The sequence below is a fragment of the Haladaptatus pallidirubidus genome, assembly GCF_020700235.1.
In the GTDB taxonomy this organism is placed as follows: Archaea; Halobacteriota; Halobacteria; order Halobacteriales; family Haladaptataceae; genus Haladaptatus; species Haladaptatus pallidirubidus.
Map to the genome: position 1 here is coordinate 779,858 of NZ_CP085301.1, position 16,163 is coordinate 796,020.

At 60.8% G+C, this 16,163-nt stretch carries 17 protein-coding genes; 9 read left to right on the top strand and 8 right to left on the bottom strand.

The genetic code is table 11. From position 1 onward, the window contains the following. The first annotated feature begins 170 nt into the window (after window positions 1-170). Window positions 171-3,305 (top strand): carbamoyl-phosphate synthase large subunit, encoded by a 3,135-nt coding sequence (gene carB, locus LIX15_RS04500; protein ID WP_227776310.1) that lies wholly within the window; start codon window positions 171-173, stop codon window positions 3,303-3,305. Between the two features lie 27 nt (window positions 3,306-3,332). Here carB and LIX15_RS04505 read toward each other — a convergent pair whose 3' ends face one another. Then, complete coding sequence (locus LIX15_RS04505; RefSeq protein ID WP_227776311.1) at window positions 3,333-4,472, bottom strand: hypothetical protein; 1,140 nt, start codon at window positions 4,470-4,472, stop codon at window positions 3,333-3,335. Between the two features lie 259 nt (window positions 4,473-4,731). On the opposite strand from LIX15_RS04505, the gene LIX15_RS04510 reads away from it, so the two are divergent. Continuing rightward, window positions 4,732-5,460, top strand: a complete 729-nt coding sequence (locus LIX15_RS04510; protein WP_227776312.1) for an SDR family oxidoreductase — start codon at window positions 4,732-4,734, stop codon at window positions 5,458-5,460. Between the two features lie 18 nt (window positions 5,461-5,478). Here the strand turns inward: LIX15_RS04510 and LIX15_RS04515 are convergent, their stop codons facing one another. Then, window positions 5,479-6,552, bottom strand: coding sequence for a peptidoglycan recognition protein family protein (locus tag LIX15_RS04515; protein ID WP_227776313.1), 1,074 nt, complete (start codon window positions 6,550-6,552; stop codon window positions 5,479-5,481). Between the two features lie 135 nt (window positions 6,553-6,687). Continuing rightward, window positions 6,688-7,758, bottom strand: a complete 1,071-nt coding sequence (gene carA, locus LIX15_RS04520; RefSeq protein WP_227776314.1) for a glutamine-hydrolyzing carbamoyl-phosphate synthase small subunit — start codon at window positions 7,756-7,758, stop codon at window positions 6,688-6,690. Window positions 7,759-7,860: 102 nt separating this feature from the next. Between carA and LIX15_RS04525 the strand changes: the two genes are divergently transcribed. Further along, the gene (locus LIX15_RS04525; RefSeq protein ID WP_227776315.1) at window positions 7,861-8,274 is read left to right on the top strand and encodes an Lrp/AsnC family transcriptional regulator; all 414 of its coding nucleotides are present in this window, start codon (window positions 7,861-7,863) and stop codon (window positions 8,272-8,274) included. Between the two features lie 131 nt (window positions 8,275-8,405). Next, window positions 8,406-8,636 carry a YgaP family membrane protein gene (locus tag LIX15_RS04530; protein ID WP_227776316.1) on the top strand — a complete coding sequence of 77 codons (231 nt, stop codon included), beginning with the start codon at window positions 8,406-8,408 and terminating at the stop codon, window positions 8,634-8,636. 10 nt (window positions 8,637-8,646) lie between these two features. Here LIX15_RS04530 and LIX15_RS04535 read toward each other — a convergent pair whose 3' ends face one another. Beyond that, window positions 8,647-9,351, bottom strand: coding sequence for a PHP-associated domain-containing protein (locus tag LIX15_RS04535; RefSeq protein ID WP_227776317.1), 705 nt, complete (start codon window positions 9,349-9,351; stop codon window positions 8,647-8,649). Window positions 9,352-9,404: 53 nt separating this feature from the next. Between LIX15_RS04535 and LIX15_RS04540 the strand changes: the two genes are divergently transcribed. The 3 genes from LIX15_RS04540 to LIX15_RS04550 all read left to right on the top strand — a co-directional run bounded on the left by LIX15_RS04540 (window position 9,405) and on the right by LIX15_RS04550 (window position 11,502). After that, the gene (locus tag LIX15_RS04540; RefSeq protein WP_227776318.1) at window positions 9,405-10,385 is read left to right on the top strand and encodes a diacylglycerol/lipid kinase family protein; all 981 of its coding nucleotides are present in this window, start codon (window positions 9,405-9,407) and stop codon (window positions 10,383-10,385) included. 193 nt (window positions 10,386-10,578) lie between these two features. Beyond that, window positions 10,579-11,052, top strand: coding sequence for a pyruvoyl-dependent arginine decarboxylase (locus tag LIX15_RS04545; RefSeq protein WP_227776319.1), 474 nt, complete (start codon window positions 10,579-10,581; stop codon window positions 11,050-11,052). A 57-nt stretch (window positions 11,053-11,109) separates the two neighbouring features. Next, window positions 11,110-11,502, top strand: coding sequence for a DUF5811 family protein (locus tag LIX15_RS04550; protein ID WP_227776320.1), 393 nt, complete (start codon window positions 11,110-11,112; stop codon window positions 11,500-11,502). Here the strand turns inward: LIX15_RS04550 and LIX15_RS04555 are convergent. Together LIX15_RS04555 and infB are read right to left on the bottom strand one after the other, a co-directional pair. Beyond that, window positions 11,483-11,704, bottom strand: a complete 222-nt coding sequence (locus LIX15_RS04555) for a DUF8015 family protein (protein WP_227776321.1) — start codon at window positions 11,702-11,704, stop codon at window positions 11,483-11,485. The two genes, LIX15_RS04550 and LIX15_RS04555, sit on opposite strands and share 20 nt — an antisense overlap. A gap of 43 nt (window positions 11,705-11,747) precedes the next feature. Continuing rightward, the gene (gene infB / locus LIX15_RS04560) at window positions 11,748-13,553 is read right to left on the bottom strand and encodes a translation initiation factor IF-2 (RefSeq protein ID WP_227776322.1); all 1,806 of its coding nucleotides are present in this window, start codon (window positions 13,551-13,553) and stop codon (window positions 11,748-11,750) included. Window positions 13,554-13,768: 215 nt separating this feature from the next. Between infB and LIX15_RS04565 the strand changes: the two genes are divergently transcribed. Both LIX15_RS04565 and LIX15_RS04570 read left to right on the top strand, forming a co-directional pair. Next, the gene (locus LIX15_RS04565) at window positions 13,769-14,014 is read left to right on the top strand and encodes a PRC-barrel domain-containing protein (RefSeq protein ID WP_227776323.1); all 246 of its coding nucleotides are present in this window, start codon (window positions 13,769-13,771) and stop codon (window positions 14,012-14,014) included. Further along, window positions 14,014-14,472, top strand: coding sequence for an NOB1 family endonuclease (locus LIX15_RS04570; RefSeq protein WP_227776324.1), 459 nt, complete (start codon window positions 14,014-14,016; stop codon window positions 14,470-14,472). Before LIX15_RS04565 ends, LIX15_RS04570 begins: the two co-directional genes overlap by 1 nt. Before the next feature lie 43 nt (window positions 14,473-14,515). On the opposite strand, the gene LIX15_RS04575 is transcribed toward LIX15_RS04570, so the two are convergent. Both LIX15_RS04575 and LIX15_RS04580 read right to left on the bottom strand, forming a co-directional pair. After that, window positions 14,516-15,286 carry a CPBP family intramembrane glutamic endopeptidase gene (locus tag LIX15_RS04575; protein WP_227776325.1) on the bottom strand — a complete coding sequence of 257 codons (771 nt, stop codon included), beginning with the start codon at window positions 15,284-15,286 and terminating at the stop codon, window positions 14,516-14,518. A gap of 46 nt (window positions 15,287-15,332) precedes the next feature. Beyond that, window positions 15,333-16,103 (bottom strand): BGTF surface domain-containing protein, encoded by a 771-nt coding sequence (locus LIX15_RS04580; protein ID WP_227776326.1) that lies wholly within the window; start codon window positions 16,101-16,103, stop codon window positions 15,333-15,335. Window positions 16,104-16,163 lie beyond the last annotated feature (60 nt).

Sequence of the window (16,163 nt, forward strand, 5' to 3'; positions counted from 1 at the left end):
GTTGTCGTCTCAACCAAATCAATTCTATTGCACCAGAAGCGCTCCTCGGAGACAAAAACCGATCAACTAAACAAAACGTATCGTGGTTCCGAAATTCGAAATTCGATTTCGTTCCTCGTAACGATTCGTGGCGCTTATTACGATGTACGAACTTTACCACGATAACAGCCATGAGTGACACCGAGAACAGAACGATTTTGCTCATCGGAAGCGGCCCCATCCAAATTGGGCAGGCCGCGGAGTTCGACTACTCCGGCGCACAGGCCTGCCGCGCGCTACAGGAGGAGGGGGCGCGGGTCGTTCTCGTCAACTCCAATCCGGCGACCATCATGACCGACCCGGAGATGGCCGACGAGGTCTACATCGAACCCATCACCACCGAAGCTATCGCCGAAATCATCCGAAAGGAGCGCCCGGACGGAGTCATCGCCGGACTCGGCGGACAGACGGGACTGAACGTCACCGCAGAACTGAGTGAGGAGGGTGTGCTGGACGAGTACGACGTGGAAATCATGGGCACGCCGCTCGACACCATCTACGCCACCGAAGACCGCGACCTGTTCCGCGAACGAATGAAACAGCTCGACCAACCGGTTCCGCGCTCCACGACCATCTCGCTGGACGAAGGCGAATCGGTGGGCGAACTGGACGAGGACGCTCTCGGCGACCGAGTCGAAGCGGCGGTCGAGTCCGTCGGCGGCCTCCCGGTCATCTCGCGCACGACCTACACCCTCGGCGGGTCGGGGTCGGGCGTCGTCGGCGAGATGGGAGAACTGAAAGAGCGCGTTCGCAAAGGGCTTCGCCTCTCGCGCAACAGCGAGGTGCTCATCACCGAATCCATCGCCGGATGGGTCGAATTGGAGTACGAGGTGATGCGCGACGCGGACGACTCGTGTATCATCATCTGCAACATGGAGAATCTCGACCCGATGGGCATCCACACGGGGGAATCCACGGTCGTCACGCCCTCGCAGGTCATCCCCGACGACGGCCATCAGGAGATGCGCGACGCAGCCCTCGAAGTCATCCGCGATTTGGGGATTCAGGGCGGCTGTAACATCCAGTTCGCGTGGCGCGACGACGGCACCCCCGGCGGCGAGTACCGTGTCGTGGAAGTGAACCCGCGCGTCTCGCGCTCTTCTGCACTCGCGTCGAAGGCGACGGGCTACCCAATCGCCCGCGTTACGGCCAAAGTCGCGCTCGGCAAGCGCCTCCACGAAATCGAGAACGAAATCACGGGCGAAACCACCGCGGCGTTCGAACCCGCAATCGACTACGTAGTGACGAAGGTGCCGCGCTGGCCCAAAGACAAGTTCGACGACGTGGATTTCGAACTCGGAACGGCGATGAAATCCACGGGCGAGGCGATGGCAATCGGCAGAACGTTCGAAGAAAGCCTGTTGAAAGCCCTCCGCAGTTCAGAGTACGAACCGGACGTGGAGTGGGAGGAGGTTAGCGACGACGAACTCGAAACCGACCACCTCGAAAAACCCACTCCCGACCGCCCCTACGCGATGTTCGAGGCGTTCGAGCGCGGCTACACCGCCGATGAGATCGCGGAACTCACTGGAATCGAAGGCTGGTACGTCGAACGCTACGAGCGCATCGCAGAAGCGGCCGAGGCCGCGGAAACCGAAAACTTCGACCTCGCCGCCGAGAAGGGATTCACGAATCAGGAAGTTGCGACGATGGCGGGTGCAGATGTCGGAGCGGTCGAAACCTCGGCCCCAGATCGCTCGTTCAAGCAGGTCGATACCTGCGCGGGCGAGTTCGCAGCATCGACTCCGTACTACTACTCCGCCCGCTCTGCGCTCGAAACGAACGTCTCGGGGCGCGACGAGCTCCGAGTGGACACTGACGTAGAGAGCGTCGTCGTGGTCGGCGGCGGGCCGATTCGCATCGGACAGGGCGTCGAGTTCGACTACTGCTCGGTTCACGCGGTGCGCGCCCTGCGCGAGATGGGCATCGAGGCGCACGTCGTGAACAACAACCCGGAGACGGTTTCGACCGACTACGACACTTCCGACGGGCTATTTTTCGAACCCATCACCGCCGAAGAGGTCGCGGACGTCATCGAGGCGACGAATGCCGACGGCGTGATGGTGCAGTTCGGCGGCCAGACCTCCGTGGACATCGGTCACCCGCTCGAAGAAGAAATCGAGCGCAGAGGACTGAATTGCGAAATTCTGGGAACCACCGTTGACGCGATGGACCTCGCGGAGGACCGCGACCGGTTCAACCGCCTGATGGACGATTTGGGCATCGCCCAACCGACCGGTGGAAGCGCGACGAGTGAAGAGGAGGCACTCGAACTCGCGCACGAAATCGGTTATCCCGTGCTCGTGCGCCCGTCCTACGTCCTCGGCGGCCGCGCGATGGATGTCGTGTACGACGACGACGACCTCAAAGAGTACATCGAGGAAGCTGTCCGCGTCTCGCCGGACAAGCCGATTCTCGTGGACGAGTTCCTCGCCAACGCTGTCGAACTGGACGTGGACGCCGTGAGCGACGGCGAAGACATCGTCATCGGCGGCATCATGGAACACGTAGAAAGCGCCGGAGTGCACTCGGGAGACTCGGCCTGCATGATTCCGCCGCGATCGCTCGACGCTGAAACCCTTGCTCGCGTTCGTGAGGTGACCGAAGACATCGCCCGCGCCCTCGACACAGTCGGACTGATGAACGTTCAACTTGCGGTGCAGGAGGGAGAAGTGTACGTTCTCGAAGCGAATCCGCGCTCCTCGCGCACCGTCCCGTTCGTATCGAAAGCGACGGGGGTTCCGATAGCCAAGCTCGCCGCGAAGGTGATGGCCGGGGACACGTTGGCCGAACTCGACGCCACGGAGCGGATTCCGGAGCAGACGAGCGTGAAAGAGGTCGTGCTTCCGTTCGACCGCCTTTCGGGTTCCGACCCGCGCCTCGGCCCGGAGATGAAATCGACGGGCGAGGTGATGGGAACCGCCGATTCGTTCGGCAAAGCCTACGAGAAGGCGCAGGCCGCGGCCTACAACGCGCTTCCGGACGACGGAACCGCGGTCGTGGAACTCGACGTGGACGGCTTCGGCGACTACTACGACCTCGCCGAGTTCGAGAACACCGCCGACGCCGTTCGCGCCGGGAAAATCGACCTCCTCGCGACCGACGACCGCGAGGCCCTCGAAATGGCCGTCGAGGAGGACGTGCCGTACTTCACGACCGTCGCGGGTGCGAAAGCGGCAGTCGAAGCGCTCGGTGCGCGCGACGAGCCGTTGTGCGTGCAGTCCGTCGGCGACAGGCCGAAAGTCGTGCGCCAGTGGGGACGCTGAGCGAGACGGATGAGGATTCGTGTGGGATTACTCTAGCCAGAACGTCCCCTTCGACCACAGGTTTCGGGCAGAACCGCCGTCGGAGAACTGTCCTTTCACCTCGTTTTCACAAATGTCACGGCGACCCATCGAGGAGTCCCAGTAGTCCATCGACGCCGCGCTCGATGGTTGGAAGCCGACGAAGTTCTCGCGGGTGTCGTCCCCGGCATTGACCTTCAACTGCCACTGGTTGTATTCGTTGTATGCGGACGATTCGTCCACGACTTCGACGTTCGGCTGGGAGTACGACCACGTGATACCCGCCGTGACATGTGCCGTCATCCATCCGGCGTTCACGCTGAGCGAGTACGCCGTCGTTGACGACCCACCCTGCGTTCCGTAGGGATTCCACTGACCGTAGTCCACGTCGGTGTTGCCCATCTGGCTCTTGTTCCACCGATTGAACACCCGGCCCCAGTTGTTCGTGTAGCCGCTACCGAACGCCTGATGACCCGGTTCGAATCCCGCGGGAGAGTGGAACGAGTGGACGTCCCCCTCCGTGCTGTCGAGATTGTCGCGGAACCAGTAGAACGTGGCTCCGACCACGCCGTACGGGTCTTCGGCGTATTCGAGTTTGTCGGAGTACGCCTGTTCCATGTTTTCGGTGCCGGACACCGTTCCGCCGGCCATCGTGGTGACCTGCCGTTCGGATGCGGCCACCGCACGGGAGAGTTCCGCAACCCGACCCCCGAAGCGGTCGTGAATCAGGGCTTCTGCGCGCCCGGACTGCGCCTCAGGTTCGACAGTATTTTCACCGGCGATACCGGTGTACGAGCGAGCGGTACCGTTAGCGTCAATACCGTAGGCATACGCCACCACTTCGTCCGATTTCGAGCGGTGTTCGCTCGCCGGAAGCTGTTCCGGCGAGCGACCGTTTTTCCGCTCGAAATCGCTCACCGCGCGCTCTCTGACCTGCCGACGATGTTCCTCGGAAACCGACGCGCCGCGCGCTCCTTTTGCGGTGTAAACGGTGCTTCCCCGGCGTGCCGGCTGGTCCGAATTCGCCTCGTTCGCGCTGGCAAGATTTGACCCTACAACGAGGGTACTCAACCCGACTGCGCCGGATTTGAGGACGTTTCGCCTGTGAGTTTGCTTGTCGTTCCGTTTCGATCGAGGATTTTCTTTCATTTCCCCGGTAACATAATATATTTACAATCGTAAATAATTAATTGAGTTCATAGTAAATTTGGAATATTTATTGAGAGTCGTCGTTAGGAGGTCGCCTCCGGTTTTCCCGAATCAAGCGTTGGTTGAATCAATTTCCGGACGAGCCGAGACGCGACCACAGTCCACTCATCACGGCTGTAATCCAACTATCGCGGTTCCTGTTCGACCGTCACAACGCGGCCACGACTTCTTTGTTCGTCCCAATCGAAAACCAGCAGACATGAGTTCCGAGATTCGGCGCGTTCTCGTCGCGGGTGCCGGCGGCGAAACGGGGCGCGAGATACTGAAACGGCTTCGAGACACCGACCTGACCGTCAAGGCGATGACGCGCTCGCCCGCCAAAGAACGCGACTTGACAAATCAGGGCGCGGACGAGGTCATCGTCGGCGACCTCCTCGACCCGGCAGACGCTTCCCGCGCAGTCGCCGACTGCGACGTGGTGCTCTGTGCGATCGGGTCGAAGCCCGGCCCGAAGATGATTTTCGGCGGGGAGCTGGTCGATGGGACGGGCGTCGAAAACCTCGTTCACGCGGCGGTTGCGGCCGACGTAGACCGCTTCGTTTTCGAGAGCGCAATCGGCGTGGGCGACTCCCGCGAGAAGATGCCAGCGCCGTTCCGGGCGCTACTCAGGAACAATCTAAACGCCAAAAATCACGCCGAGGCGGTGCTCCGCACGTCCCCGCTGACCTACACCATCATTCGGCCCGGCGGATTGACGAACGCCCCCGCAACCGAGGACGTGCTGGTCGGCGAAGGCGGCGAAACCGTCTTCGGACGAATTCCGCGCGCCGACGTGGCCCGGTTGATGGTCGCCGCACCGTTTACGGCCGAGGCCGAAAACCGAACCTTCGAAGTCGTCAGTCGGGACGGGCTTCGTGGAACTGCTCGCGGCGTGGTCGAACTGGACTGGCAAGTGCCGGGCGAGGAAACGATCGAAATCGAAGAGTAAGTTGGGTTGTACGCCACTTCAGCCGACGAGGTACTCCCACGTCACGGGACCAACGACGCCGTCGACCGCGATTCCGCTCGCGCTCTGGAAGGATTCGACCGCACCCTGCGTTTCCGGCCCGAAGATGCCATCGACTGCGATGCTGTAACCGTGTTTGTAGTTGAGGCTGTCCTGTGCGGCGCGGACGGCTTGATTCTCGTCGCCGTTGCTGACGGTGACGACGAGTTCGCCCCACGTGTTCGGACCGACGACGCCGTCCACGGCGAGGCCGCGGTCGGATTGGAACTGCTCGATATTCGTCTGGACTTCCGATCCGTAGATGCCGTCGTGGTACTGAATCGGATAGCCGTTCGCTTCGAGGAGGTACTGGACGGTGTAGACGTCGCGCGCCGTGTCGCCGTTGGAGTAAATCGGCCACCCTGAGGTGCCGCCGTCGCCGTCGCCAGGGTCGCCGATAACGTCGCCGCCGACCAAGTCCATGAAGTGCTCCCAGTCGAACGTGTCGCCGGGGTCCACTTTGCCGTCGGTCGCGCCGGTACAGGTCGTGTTCGGAATCTGGTTGTGGCCGATGACGCCGCCCTCGCCGTCGTAGGTGTTACACGGCGCGAGGTCGTCGGTCGGGTGCTGTTTCGGAATGCCGTACTTGTCACAGACGTGCGCGACCGCCTCGGCGGTCTGCTCGTAGATGTTGTCGTTGAAATCCGTAACGTTTGCCGAGCCTTCGAGTTCGAAGTTGACGCCCGTATCGTTGTACGACCCGTCGCCGCCGTTCGTCCACGCGATGTCGGAGACTTCGACCATCTGCATGATTTGACCGGGTTCGTTGCCGATGACGAAGTGGGAGCTGACGTTCGAGTCGGGGTTTTCGAACCAACTGTAGCCCGCCTCGTAACTTCCTTCGATGGTGTGGATGACGACCCAGCGAACGTCCGAGGCGGTTCGGTTCGCATCGGTGTAGTTGCTGTCGTGGGCCGGGTTCCACACGTCGGTGACGCTCTCGTACGCGGATGCGGTGGACGCGGAACCGACGATTGCTCCGGCACCGATTGCGCCGGACGCGAGTTTTACGAATTTTCTTCTGGATTTCTCCATGGTTTAATCACTGAATGGGATAGGAAAAATTTTTCCCGAGTAAATGGAAAAATCTCGCGGAGAGGAATGTTACGAGGGATAGAACGTTGGTTCGCGGCTAGTCGCGAATCGATAACCGGTTATTCGCCGACCGAATCAGTCGGCGATGACGAGTCGCTTTCGGGGTGCCATCGAAAGCACGTCGTCGAAGAAATCGAAGGTGTCGTGCGGGCCGGGGTTAGCTTCGGGGTGGTACTGGCGCGTGATGACGGATAGGTCGTCGTTCTCCAACCCTTCCGGGGTGTCGTCGTTGACGTTGATTTGCGTCACTTCAAGTTCGCCGGGGTCGGCGACGGTGTAGCCGTGGTTCTGCGTCGTCATAACGACTCGTCCCGATTCGAGGTCGAGAACCGGTTGGTTGACGCCGCGGTGTCCGAAGTCCATCTTCTCGGTGGTTCCGCCCAGCGCGCGGGCGATGATTTGCTGGCCGAGACAGATTCCCGCGAGCGGGAGTTCCCCGACGTAGGTTTCGACCAGTTCTTGTGCCGCTTCGAAGTTCGCAGGGTCGCCCGGACCGTTCGAAACGAACAACACGTCGGGGTCAACGTCTTCGACATCGTCTTCGGTCGCGTCGTGCGGAAGGACGTGGACATCCGCGCCGCGTTCGACCAGCGCGTCGATGATGCTCCCCTTCGCGCCGCAGTCGACGAGCGCGACGGTTGTGTCGTCGTCCGCGTCCTCGCCGAGGTGAATCTCTCGCTCGTGGACGCTGACCTGCGCGCCGATGTCGTGGTGGTCGCTCATGCCCGGACAGCGTTCGAGTTCCGCGAGCGCGTCCTCGGGCGTGGCGTTCTCGCCGACCGCGATACCGCATTTCATCGCGCCCTGCTCTCGAATCCCGCCGACGAGGTCGCGCGTGTCGAGGTGGTCAACCGCGGGGACGCCTTCGGCTTCGAGCCACTCCACGACATCGTCGGTCAGTTCGCGCGCGACGACGGCGCGGGGGTGGACTCGGTCACTCTCGAAGCGTTCCTCTCGGACGCCGTAGTTTCCGATTAGTGGATACGAGAACGTCAAGACCTGTTCTTCGTAAGACGGGTCCGTGAGGCTCTCTTCGTATCCCGTGTATGCTGTTGTGAAAACCAGTTCTCCGCAAGCCGTACCCGGAACGCGACCACGGGCTTCCACCACATGGCCACCTTCCAGCGCGACGTAGGCACCCGGCATTACGAGATTCATATGGAATGTGGGCTAATAAACCTTGCTTTCGAAACATTGTTACGATATTCGTAATCATCAAGTAGCAGGCCCGATTAGGTGCTAATCTCCATGGACGCACTCGACCGACAGATACTGAATCTCCTCCGGCGGGACGCCCGCACGCCCTACACGGAGATAGCCGAGGAGGTCGGAACTTCGGAAGGAACGGTTCGAAACCGAGTCGAACGGATGACCGAAAACGACGTTATCGAGCGGTTCACCGTCACGACCCACACTGGGAACGTGAAGGCAATGATAGAAATCGGCGTGGACGTGGCCGTTGATACCACGCAGATGTCCGACCGACTCGCGGAGTGGGAGCAGGTGGACTTCGTTTGGCAAGTTAGCGGCGAAGACGACATCGTACTCATCGTGGACGCCGCCGACACGCAAGGCGTGAATCAACTCATCACTCGCGCACGTGAGCTGGAAGAGGTCGTGAGTACCAAAACGAGACTGATTCTGGACGAACGGCTCGGATAAATCCTCATCCGAGAGCGATGTGCGAGGACTGAAATCGTATCTCGACGGGGAAGCGTGGTTTACCGCACCTGTTCGCCAGTCATCTCCCAGCACCCGCAACCATATACGTCAGATAGTTACAACATCAAAACATGGAGTTCGAAACGAACGTCGGCGGAATCGACCGCATCATCAGAGGTGTCTCCGGAATCTGGTTCATCGCCGTAGCAATCTCCGCCTTGCTCGATGACCGACGCACGACAGCTGTAATCATGGCTATCGCAGGGGCGGGATTACTGCGCAATGCGCAAGCCCAACACTGCGGCGGAAACGCATTGCTCGGCATCGATACGACCACGTCAGAGTCTTGCTCGCGGGAGTAAGCCCAACCAATCAATCCTCGGGTTGCGGCGGGTCGCCCACGCCCGGTGACTCCTCCTTCGGGCGATAGAGATTATCCTTCCCTTCGTGGATTTTTCGGTACAGTCGTCGAACGCCTTGGTCGAGTGTGCCGCGTCGAACTCGCGGTTCGACGCGGCCGTCGCGAATCGCCTCGACGACGCTTCCGGGCGTGAGGACGTCCGCGTCCACGAGCGTGTAGGCCCGCCCGACTTCGACCGGATAGTGGGCGTCGCTGCCGCCGACCAGCGGGAGGCCATTGCGTCCCGCGAGGGTTCGCACCCACTCCTCGGTTCGCGGGTGTTTGCCGTTCACCTCGATTGCGTCGAAGTCGGCATCCACGTCGCGCACCGTGCTGTTGCGGTAGGGGTGCGCGACAATGGCCGCACACCCTCGTTCGTGGGCCATTTCGACTACCTCGTGAGGAGTCAACGTTCCGGGTTCCGTCTTCGTCGGCGGGTCGGGACCGACGACGAGGATGTGCCCCTTCGTCGTCGAAATCTCGATACCCGGAATCGTCTCGACTGTGAGTCCTCCGAACTGACGGTAGTAGTCGTGATTCGTCAGCGCGACGCCGTCCAAGTCGCGGTAGCGCGCCCCCAGCGTGAGGAGTCTGACGCCGATGGGGTCGAACAGTTCCGCGGCCCGCTCGTGGCCGTGGAAGAAACGTGTATGGGCGTGAAGATCGATAGCGAACACGTCCTAAATACATTGCCGACAGACCTTTGGTTTTTCCGCCGGAATTCCATTACATGGATGCCGACGAGGCGGGAACTGCGGGTGACCTCGCGGCGACGAACGGCATGGAGTACGAGCGCGTCGTCGTACTGAACCCCGTCAGTGGCGACGGTGGCCACGCCGAGGAAGTTCGAGAACTTGCCGCGGAACACGAGTTTACGATTCTCGAAACGCGCGAGGAAGGCGACGCCATCGAGTTCGCCGAGCAAGCCGCCGAAAACGGGGCGTCGATGGTGGCCGCCGCAGGGGGCGACGGAACGTTAAACGAGGTCGTTCGCGGCCTCGTTTCGGCGGACGCGCTGGATTCGGTGACGTTCGGCGTGATTCCGGCCGGAACCGGCAACAACTTCGCCGGAAACATCGGCGTAACGAGTATCGAACAGTCGTTCGAAATACTCGACGCCGGCGAGCGACGGCGAATCGACCTCGGAACGGCAAACGGCCGGGAGTTCATCAACTCCTGTGTCGGCGGCCTTACCGCGGATGCGAGCGTCGAAACCGACTCCGAGCAGAAAGAGCGCCTCGGCGTCCTCGCCTACGTCGTGAACACGCTCCAGTTGATGGCCGATTTCGACGGCGTTCCGCTGACGGTCAAGGCCTCCTCGGAAGGCGAAGTGTCGTGGTCGGGCGACGCCGTCTTCGTCCTCGTCGGAAACGGACGACGATTTCCCGCGAAGGGGCGCACGCAGGCTAACATGGAAGACGGTCTGCTCAACGTCACCATCATCGAGGAGATGCCCGCTCCGAATCTCGTGGGAGAAGCTCTCCTTCAACGCGTGTTCGGCGCGGAATCGGATAACGTCACGCACCTCCACGCGCCAACGGTGGACATCGATATCCACCGCGACAAACCGGTTCAGTTCAGTCTCGACGGTGAGATGGGTGAATGGGACGACCTGACGCTCGGCGTGATGCCGCGCGCGCTGGAGTTGCCCGTCGGTCCGGAGTACGAACCGATTCCCGGCGACGAGACGGACGGCGGAAGCGGATTCTAAGGCGAGTTCTCGCCCAACCTCGGTGAGCGACAGCCGCAGTGGCTAGGCGTAGCAGTCATTATAGTCCCGACCTTCGTCGCGCTACGTCATCGGAATCAATGGCACTCTCGAGAAAACGGATGAAACGCGCTCACGCAACGCACGCCTCGTTAGAATCGACAGACCCTTTCGCGCGAGTATCCGACCCACGTGCATGAGCACGATTCGGGTCGTCTGGGGAACCGCGAGCGGGCCGACGAAGATGTCGTCCTACGACGCGGCGCTCGCAGCGGCGAACGTCCACAACTACAACCTCGTCTCCGTCTCGTCTGTCATTCCCGCCGACGCGTCGGTCGAAGCGGTCGGCACCGCACCCGACCTCGGCCCGGCAGGAAATCGGTTGACCGTGGTGGAAGCGCGGGCGACGCGACCCGGGCCGGGCCACGTTTCCGCAGGGCTAGGGTGGACCGAAAGCGATGGCGCAGGGCTGTTTTACGAGGCCGCGGGTGAAACCGACGCGAGCGAAATCGAGGAGAGAGTTCGCGCCGGATTGGCGGCGGGGCGGGAGCTCCGCGACTGGGAGTTCTCGGACGAAGCGGTGAAAACGGTAACCGAGGACGCGGAACCCGGCACATACGTTACGGCAGTTGTCCTCGCGGTGTACGGCGAAAGCGAGCCGATTTGTTAGTTTCCGGGGACGACGGGTTTATACGGCGGACAACCTTATCAAAGAGTAGCAGACCGCATGAATGGAAATACTCCCTACGCTGGTACACCCGACGTGACGCAGGCCGGACAGCGTGCGTCTGCCGATGTTGTCGAACTCTCTTCCGAACAAACGCGCGCGCTTCGAGACAGCGTGGCCGACATCGCCACGCTGACTCGACAGTTTCTCCCCGACGAGTACGTCATTGGGTCGCAGGTTACGAACGGTCTGACCGGGCCACAAGCGACCGTCTCGGTTCAACCGCCGGTCGGCCACATCGTCAGCGCTGGATTCGAACCCGACGACGACGACCTCGATGACGAACTCATCGACGCAGAAGAACGCGACGAAGTCGCCCGTGGACTGGCCGCTAGTGCCGTGCTTCAGGTAAAACAGGCAGTCGAAGACCAGATTACACCGACCGCCCGGTAGGCGGTCGGTTGAACAGTGCGTCGGCTATCGTGATCGCCGACGCGAGGCCCGCCAGCATGATACCGACGTTCATCGGTACCGAACCCATCGTACTAACGACGAAACCGCTCATCAGTATCACCGGAAGGACGAGCAACACGAGGTCGTAGTACGAAATTGACCACTGAGCGATGCCACTCCGGTATCGGCTACGTACGCTCATATTCATCCCTCCATCATACGGCTAGGTCGTGAGGGACTAAAAATTACTTGCCCCAGAAGGGGTCGCGTTTTCTCTGTTTGTCGAGATACATCCGGAGCGCTTCGAGTTCGTCGCCCGGAATATCGTCGGAGAGTTCTTGTTCTAAAATCTTGGCGTGTTTTTCGGGCAGGTCAATCCACAGTTCGTCGCCCTCCTCGATTTGCCGACCCACCGTTGGCCCGTCGATGGCGACGCTGACCCGCGTTCCTGCGCGGGCCTCGTCCACGTCGTCTCCCTGCTCCTGAATCCCTTTGATGGTGCCGACGCGCTTCGGTTCGTTGCCGTCGAACTTGGCGACGAAGGAATTGTTTTTCACGGTTCCGGACAGAACCTCGACGCCGACCACCGCGGGGTTGTTCTGTCGGAACACGTGGTCTTGCAAAATTTGGAATCGGGACGGGCGGGTGATGTTGTCGAGGACGGTCTGTTGCTGGGCGCGCTCCATCTCGTCCACGTACTCTTCGTACTCCTCGATGAGTTGGTAGATAACGTCGCTGTCGAACAGTCGAACGTCCCGCTGTTCCGCTTCGTCCGCGGCCTCGGCGAGCGTATCGACGTTGAACGCCAGAATTGTCCGGTGTTTCTGCTCGTCGGCAGTCGTCGCAAATCGAATGTCGCGCGGCGCAACGTCGCCGACTTCGGCGAGCATGACCGGAATCTCTTCTTCTTTGAGCGTGCTCACCATCGCTTCGAGACTTCCGAGCGTGTCGGCTTTCACGACGACGCCCTCTTCCGCCGTACTGACCTCGACTTCCGCGAGTTCCGCCTCGACCTCCTCGATAACGTCGTCGATTTCGCGGTCGCGGACGACGCGGACGGGTGCACCAGCCATCGCATCGCCGAGGTCGGGGGCGGCAATTTTCACACCGGCGGCGGCACCGATGGAATCCACCTTCTCGAATCGGTCTTCGGTTCGAATTTCGGCGAGGGGGCGCGGTTTCAACAACGCTCGGACGTCCGTGACGATTGGCTCGTTCTTCCCGCCAACGACGACAGTTTCGTCGGCACCGACGGTGCCGTCGTACAGCACCACGTCGAGCGTCGTCCCGAATCCTTTCTCCTCTTTGACTTCGAGGACGGTTCCCGCGCCCGGCCCGGTCACGTCGATTTCCATGTCCTCGCGCATGTAGCGCTGTGCCAGTCCCATCAGCACGGTGAGCAAGTCGGGGACGCCTTCGCCCGTCTCCGCGCTGACCGGAACCACGCCGACGTTGTTCTGGAAGTTTTGCACCCGCCAATACAGGTCGGCCGAAAAGCCGGCGTCGCTGAGTTCGCCGATGAGTTCGTAGAGGTTCTGGTCGAGCATCGAGCGAGCGCGCTCGCTCTGTGCGTCGTAGGTACCCTGAATCGGAGAGTCAGGGTTTGGATTCCACCCCGGCGTCGTGTCGATTTTGTTCGCCGCGACGACGAACGGAGTCTGTGACTGCGCGAGGATGTTTATCGCTTCCTCGGTTTGCGGCTGAAAGCCGTCGTTTACGTCGACGACGAGGATTGCGATGTCCGCCAGCGCACCACCGCGCGACCGGAGGGTCGTAAACGAGTGGTGGCCCGGCGTGTCGATGAACAGCAGCCCCGGCAGGTCGAAGTCGTCTGGATTGACGAGTTTCCCTGCGACTTTCGACACGATGTCGAGTGGCACTGCCGTCGCACCGATGTGTTGTGTGATTGCGCCCGCTTCGCCTTCTATCACCGTCGAACCGCGGATTTTGTCGAGCAGGCTGGTTTTGCCGTGGTCAACGTGTCCAAGGACTGCGACGATGGGAGTTCTGAGAGACGGGGTTTCCGCCTCGTGTGAATCTGTGTCCGACATACCTACCACCCGGGAGAAGTTCTTATCACAGAACAGCCCCGCACGGCATTTAACTCCATCGCCATGCGGGTGAGGTAACCAGACGCGTTCAATCGAACGTCCGCGTTTTGTGCGGACTTCCGATAAACAGGACGCACAGACTATCGGCTACACCGAAGACGGCCCGCTACAGCACCCCGTGGAGTTTATGTAGTAGCGGTCGGTAACCCCCAATTATGTCGGACATACTCGCCGAGAATCTCTCAGGGAAGGCCGTCATGGGTTCGGACGGCACCGAGCTGGGGATGCTCTACAACATCACCATGAATTTGAAGACGGGAAAGCTATCCGGCCTCGTCGTCGAACCGGACGAACAGATAGACCCGAAGAACGTTGACCTCGAACTCGACGAGGACGGGCATTTCGAACTGCCCGTCAACAGGGTACAAGCAGTGAAAGATTACATCGTAGTTCAGCGGTAATGTACGTTTTAGACGCCTCAGCTTTTATCAACGAGTATCACACGACCGAACAGACAGCGTCCATTCCAATGGTACAAGAGGAGTTAGAGGGCGAACACGCCTTCCGATTCGACGCCATGGAAGGGTCAGGGATGCATATTCACCTCCCCCGCGACGACGCGGTCGAAAAAGTGCGCCGAGCCGCGAGCGAAACGGGCGATTTGGACGTCCTATCGATGACCGACATCCGACTCATCGCGGCCACCTTCGAACTAGACGGAACGCTCGTCACGGACGATTACGCGATGCAAAACGTCGCCGACAGGATGGACGTTGCCGTCGACGTCATCGCGCAAGACGGCATCGAAGAACAGCGAAACTGGTCGTTCCAGTGTTCCGGCTGCGGTCGGGAGTTCGACGAGGAGAAAGACCGCTGTCCAATCTGTGGCAGTCCGCTGTCGCGGAAAAACCCCTCGTAACCGGTATCGACGCGAGTAAAACTGACCAGCTATCGTAACTCGGTCAGAACTGACCAGTTATCTGGAGATACATCAGCCCGAACAGTATCGCATCGTACGACCCGTGGATGAGCGCCGAAATCGTGACGTTTCCCGTTTTGAGGTAGGTCACGCCGAGGAGGAGCGAGAGCAGGAAGATGATGACGAGCGTGCTCGCGGTTCCCATCAGCGTCGCCCCCATCGCGTAGGCCGGGATGTGCGCCAGCGCGAAAATCGCGCTGGCGACGACGACCGCACCGCGTTTCGAGAACGTATCGTACAGAGATTTCTGGATGATGTTTCGATAGAGCAGTTCCTCGCCGGGACCGATGATGAGCCACGCCGCGGGAATCAGAAGGAGGAGGATTTCGGGGTTTCCTTGGCTGGCCTGCTGTTGGATGCTGTGGTCTGCGGTGTTGATTCCGAGTTGCATCATCACGAACCCGGCGACGATTTGCAGGACTAACAGGGCGATAGTTCCGACGATGACGTAAACGAATCCACTGACATTGGGCAGTTTGAAATCGAGATACGAGGATCCGTACCCGCGACCGGCCATGAACAACGCGGCGACCGTTCCCGTCCCGAACCCGAGCGAGAGCGTGGAGAGGGCGAGTTCTTCCATCGGCCCGAGCGTATTCGGGCCGAGAACGAGGACGAATGCAGTCGCCCACAACGAGATGGCGAGCAGACCTGAAAGGCCGAGAACACTCCCGATGAAAACTGCACGCACCATTTGGCCGAGCGAAGCGCGGGGCCGAGAATCGCCGCCCACACCTGCTGTACCGTCTTCCATACGCGCGAAAAGGAACTGCGGGAGTAAAGATGCTACGACCTGAAGGTTAGCGTCGTCGGGAGAGCACTGCGATACCAGCGACTGCAACGACTGCGGCAATCAGTCCGAACCCGGGTTGACCGCTGCTGTCGCTCGCCTCCATGGTCTTCGTGGCCGTCTGTTTCGCCGCATCGTCCGCCGTCATTTCGGTGGTCGTTTCGACTTCAGATTCCGCGGCGGCTTCTGATTCCGTTCCGACTTCGGACTCTGCGTCGGTTTCGGTTTTCGTTCCGGCATCGTCGGCCGTGGTCGCCGTTTCCGTCGTCGGCTCCATTATCGTTGACAGCGTTTCCGTGGTCGTCGTCGACGCTGGCCCCGCTCGGAGGACACCATCGGAGACGGCAAGCGGTGTCGCGGCTGTCTCGTTACTCTCCGGAGTGGCGACGACGACACCGAACTCGATGCCGGGGTCGTAACCGCTGAAATTGAACAGTGCGGCGAACGACCCGTTTGGCTGTACCGAGACCGTTTGCGACTTGAAGAACTGCCCTCTGGCGTGAATCTGAACGAGGAGTTCAGTGTCGGGGTCGAAGCTCGTCTGCCCGCGAACCGTCTGATTTGCGGCGGCGTCAAAGGCGAAGCCGTCGCCACCGGTATCGAGCGAAACGGAGCTGTTGTTCGCTTCGGTCGTGCTGTGGTCGAATGGGACGTCGGATGTCGCTCCTACCGAGCGGTCGACGAGCGAGGTGGTTACACTGGTCGCGGTCGTCGTGCCGCTGAAGAGCGAAATCACGACGAGCGCCGTGAGAACTGCCGAGACGTAGTTGTGACTCATCATACTGAAAGGGTGTCATTCAGGGGTGACACGAGGGGCGTATGAATACTTCCCGTAGGTCGG

What these genes read in the sequence shown, in the direction of transcription:
- carB (WP_227776310.1), top strand. Translation starts at nt 171, where the DNA reads ATGAGTGACACCGAGAACAGAACGATTTTGCTCATCGGAAGCGGCCCC.
- LIX15_RS04505 (WP_227776311.1), bottom strand. Translation starts at nt 4,472, where the DNA reads ATGAAAGAAAATCCTCGATCGAAACGGAACGACAAGCAAACTCACAGG.
- LIX15_RS04510 (WP_227776312.1), top strand. Translation starts at nt 4,732, where the DNA reads ATGAGTTCCGAGATTCGGCGCGTTCTCGTCGCGGGTGCCGGCGGCGAA.
- LIX15_RS04515 (WP_227776313.1), bottom strand. Translation starts at nt 6,552, where the DNA reads ATGGAGAAATCCAGAAGAAAATTCGTAAAACTCGCGTCCGGCGCAATC.
- carA (WP_227776314.1), bottom strand. Translation starts at nt 7,758, where the DNA reads ATGCCGGGTGCCTACGTCGCGCTGGAAGGTGGCCATGTGGTGGAAGCC.
- LIX15_RS04525 (WP_227776315.1), top strand. Translation starts at nt 7,861, where the DNA reads ATGGACGCACTCGACCGACAGATACTGAATCTCCTCCGGCGGGACGCC.
- LIX15_RS04530 (WP_227776316.1), top strand. Translation starts at nt 8,406, where the DNA reads ATGGAGTTCGAAACGAACGTCGGCGGAATCGACCGCATCATCAGAGGT.
- LIX15_RS04540 (WP_227776318.1), top strand. Translation starts at nt 9,405, where the DNA reads ATGGATGCCGACGAGGCGGGAACTGCGGGTGACCTCGCGGCGACGAAC.
- LIX15_RS04545 (WP_227776319.1), top strand. Translation starts at nt 10,579, where the DNA reads ATGAGCACGATTCGGGTCGTCTGGGGAACCGCGAGCGGGCCGACGAAG.
- LIX15_RS04550 (WP_227776320.1), top strand. Translation starts at nt 11,110, where the DNA reads ATGAATGGAAATACTCCCTACGCTGGTACACCCGACGTGACGCAGGCC.
- LIX15_RS04555 (WP_227776321.1), bottom strand. Translation starts at nt 11,704, where the DNA reads ATGAGCGTACGTAGCCGATACCGGAGTGGCATCGCTCAGTGGTCAATT.
- infB (WP_227776322.1), bottom strand. Translation starts at nt 13,553, where the DNA reads ATGTCGGACACAGATTCACACGAGGCGGAAACCCCGTCTCTCAGAACT.
- LIX15_RS04565 (WP_227776323.1), top strand. Translation starts at nt 13,769, where the DNA reads ATGTCGGACATACTCGCCGAGAATCTCTCAGGGAAGGCCGTCATGGGT.
- LIX15_RS04570 (WP_227776324.1), top strand. Translation starts at nt 14,014, where the DNA reads ATGTACGTTTTAGACGCCTCAGCTTTTATCAACGAGTATCACACGACC.
- LIX15_RS04575 (WP_227776325.1), bottom strand. Translation starts at nt 15,286, where the DNA reads ATGGAAGACGGTACAGCAGGTGTGGGCGGCGATTCTCGGCCCCGCGCT.
- LIX15_RS04580 (WP_227776326.1), bottom strand. Translation starts at nt 16,103, where the DNA reads ATGATGAGTCACAACTACGTCTCGGCAGTTCTCACGGCGCTCGTCGTG.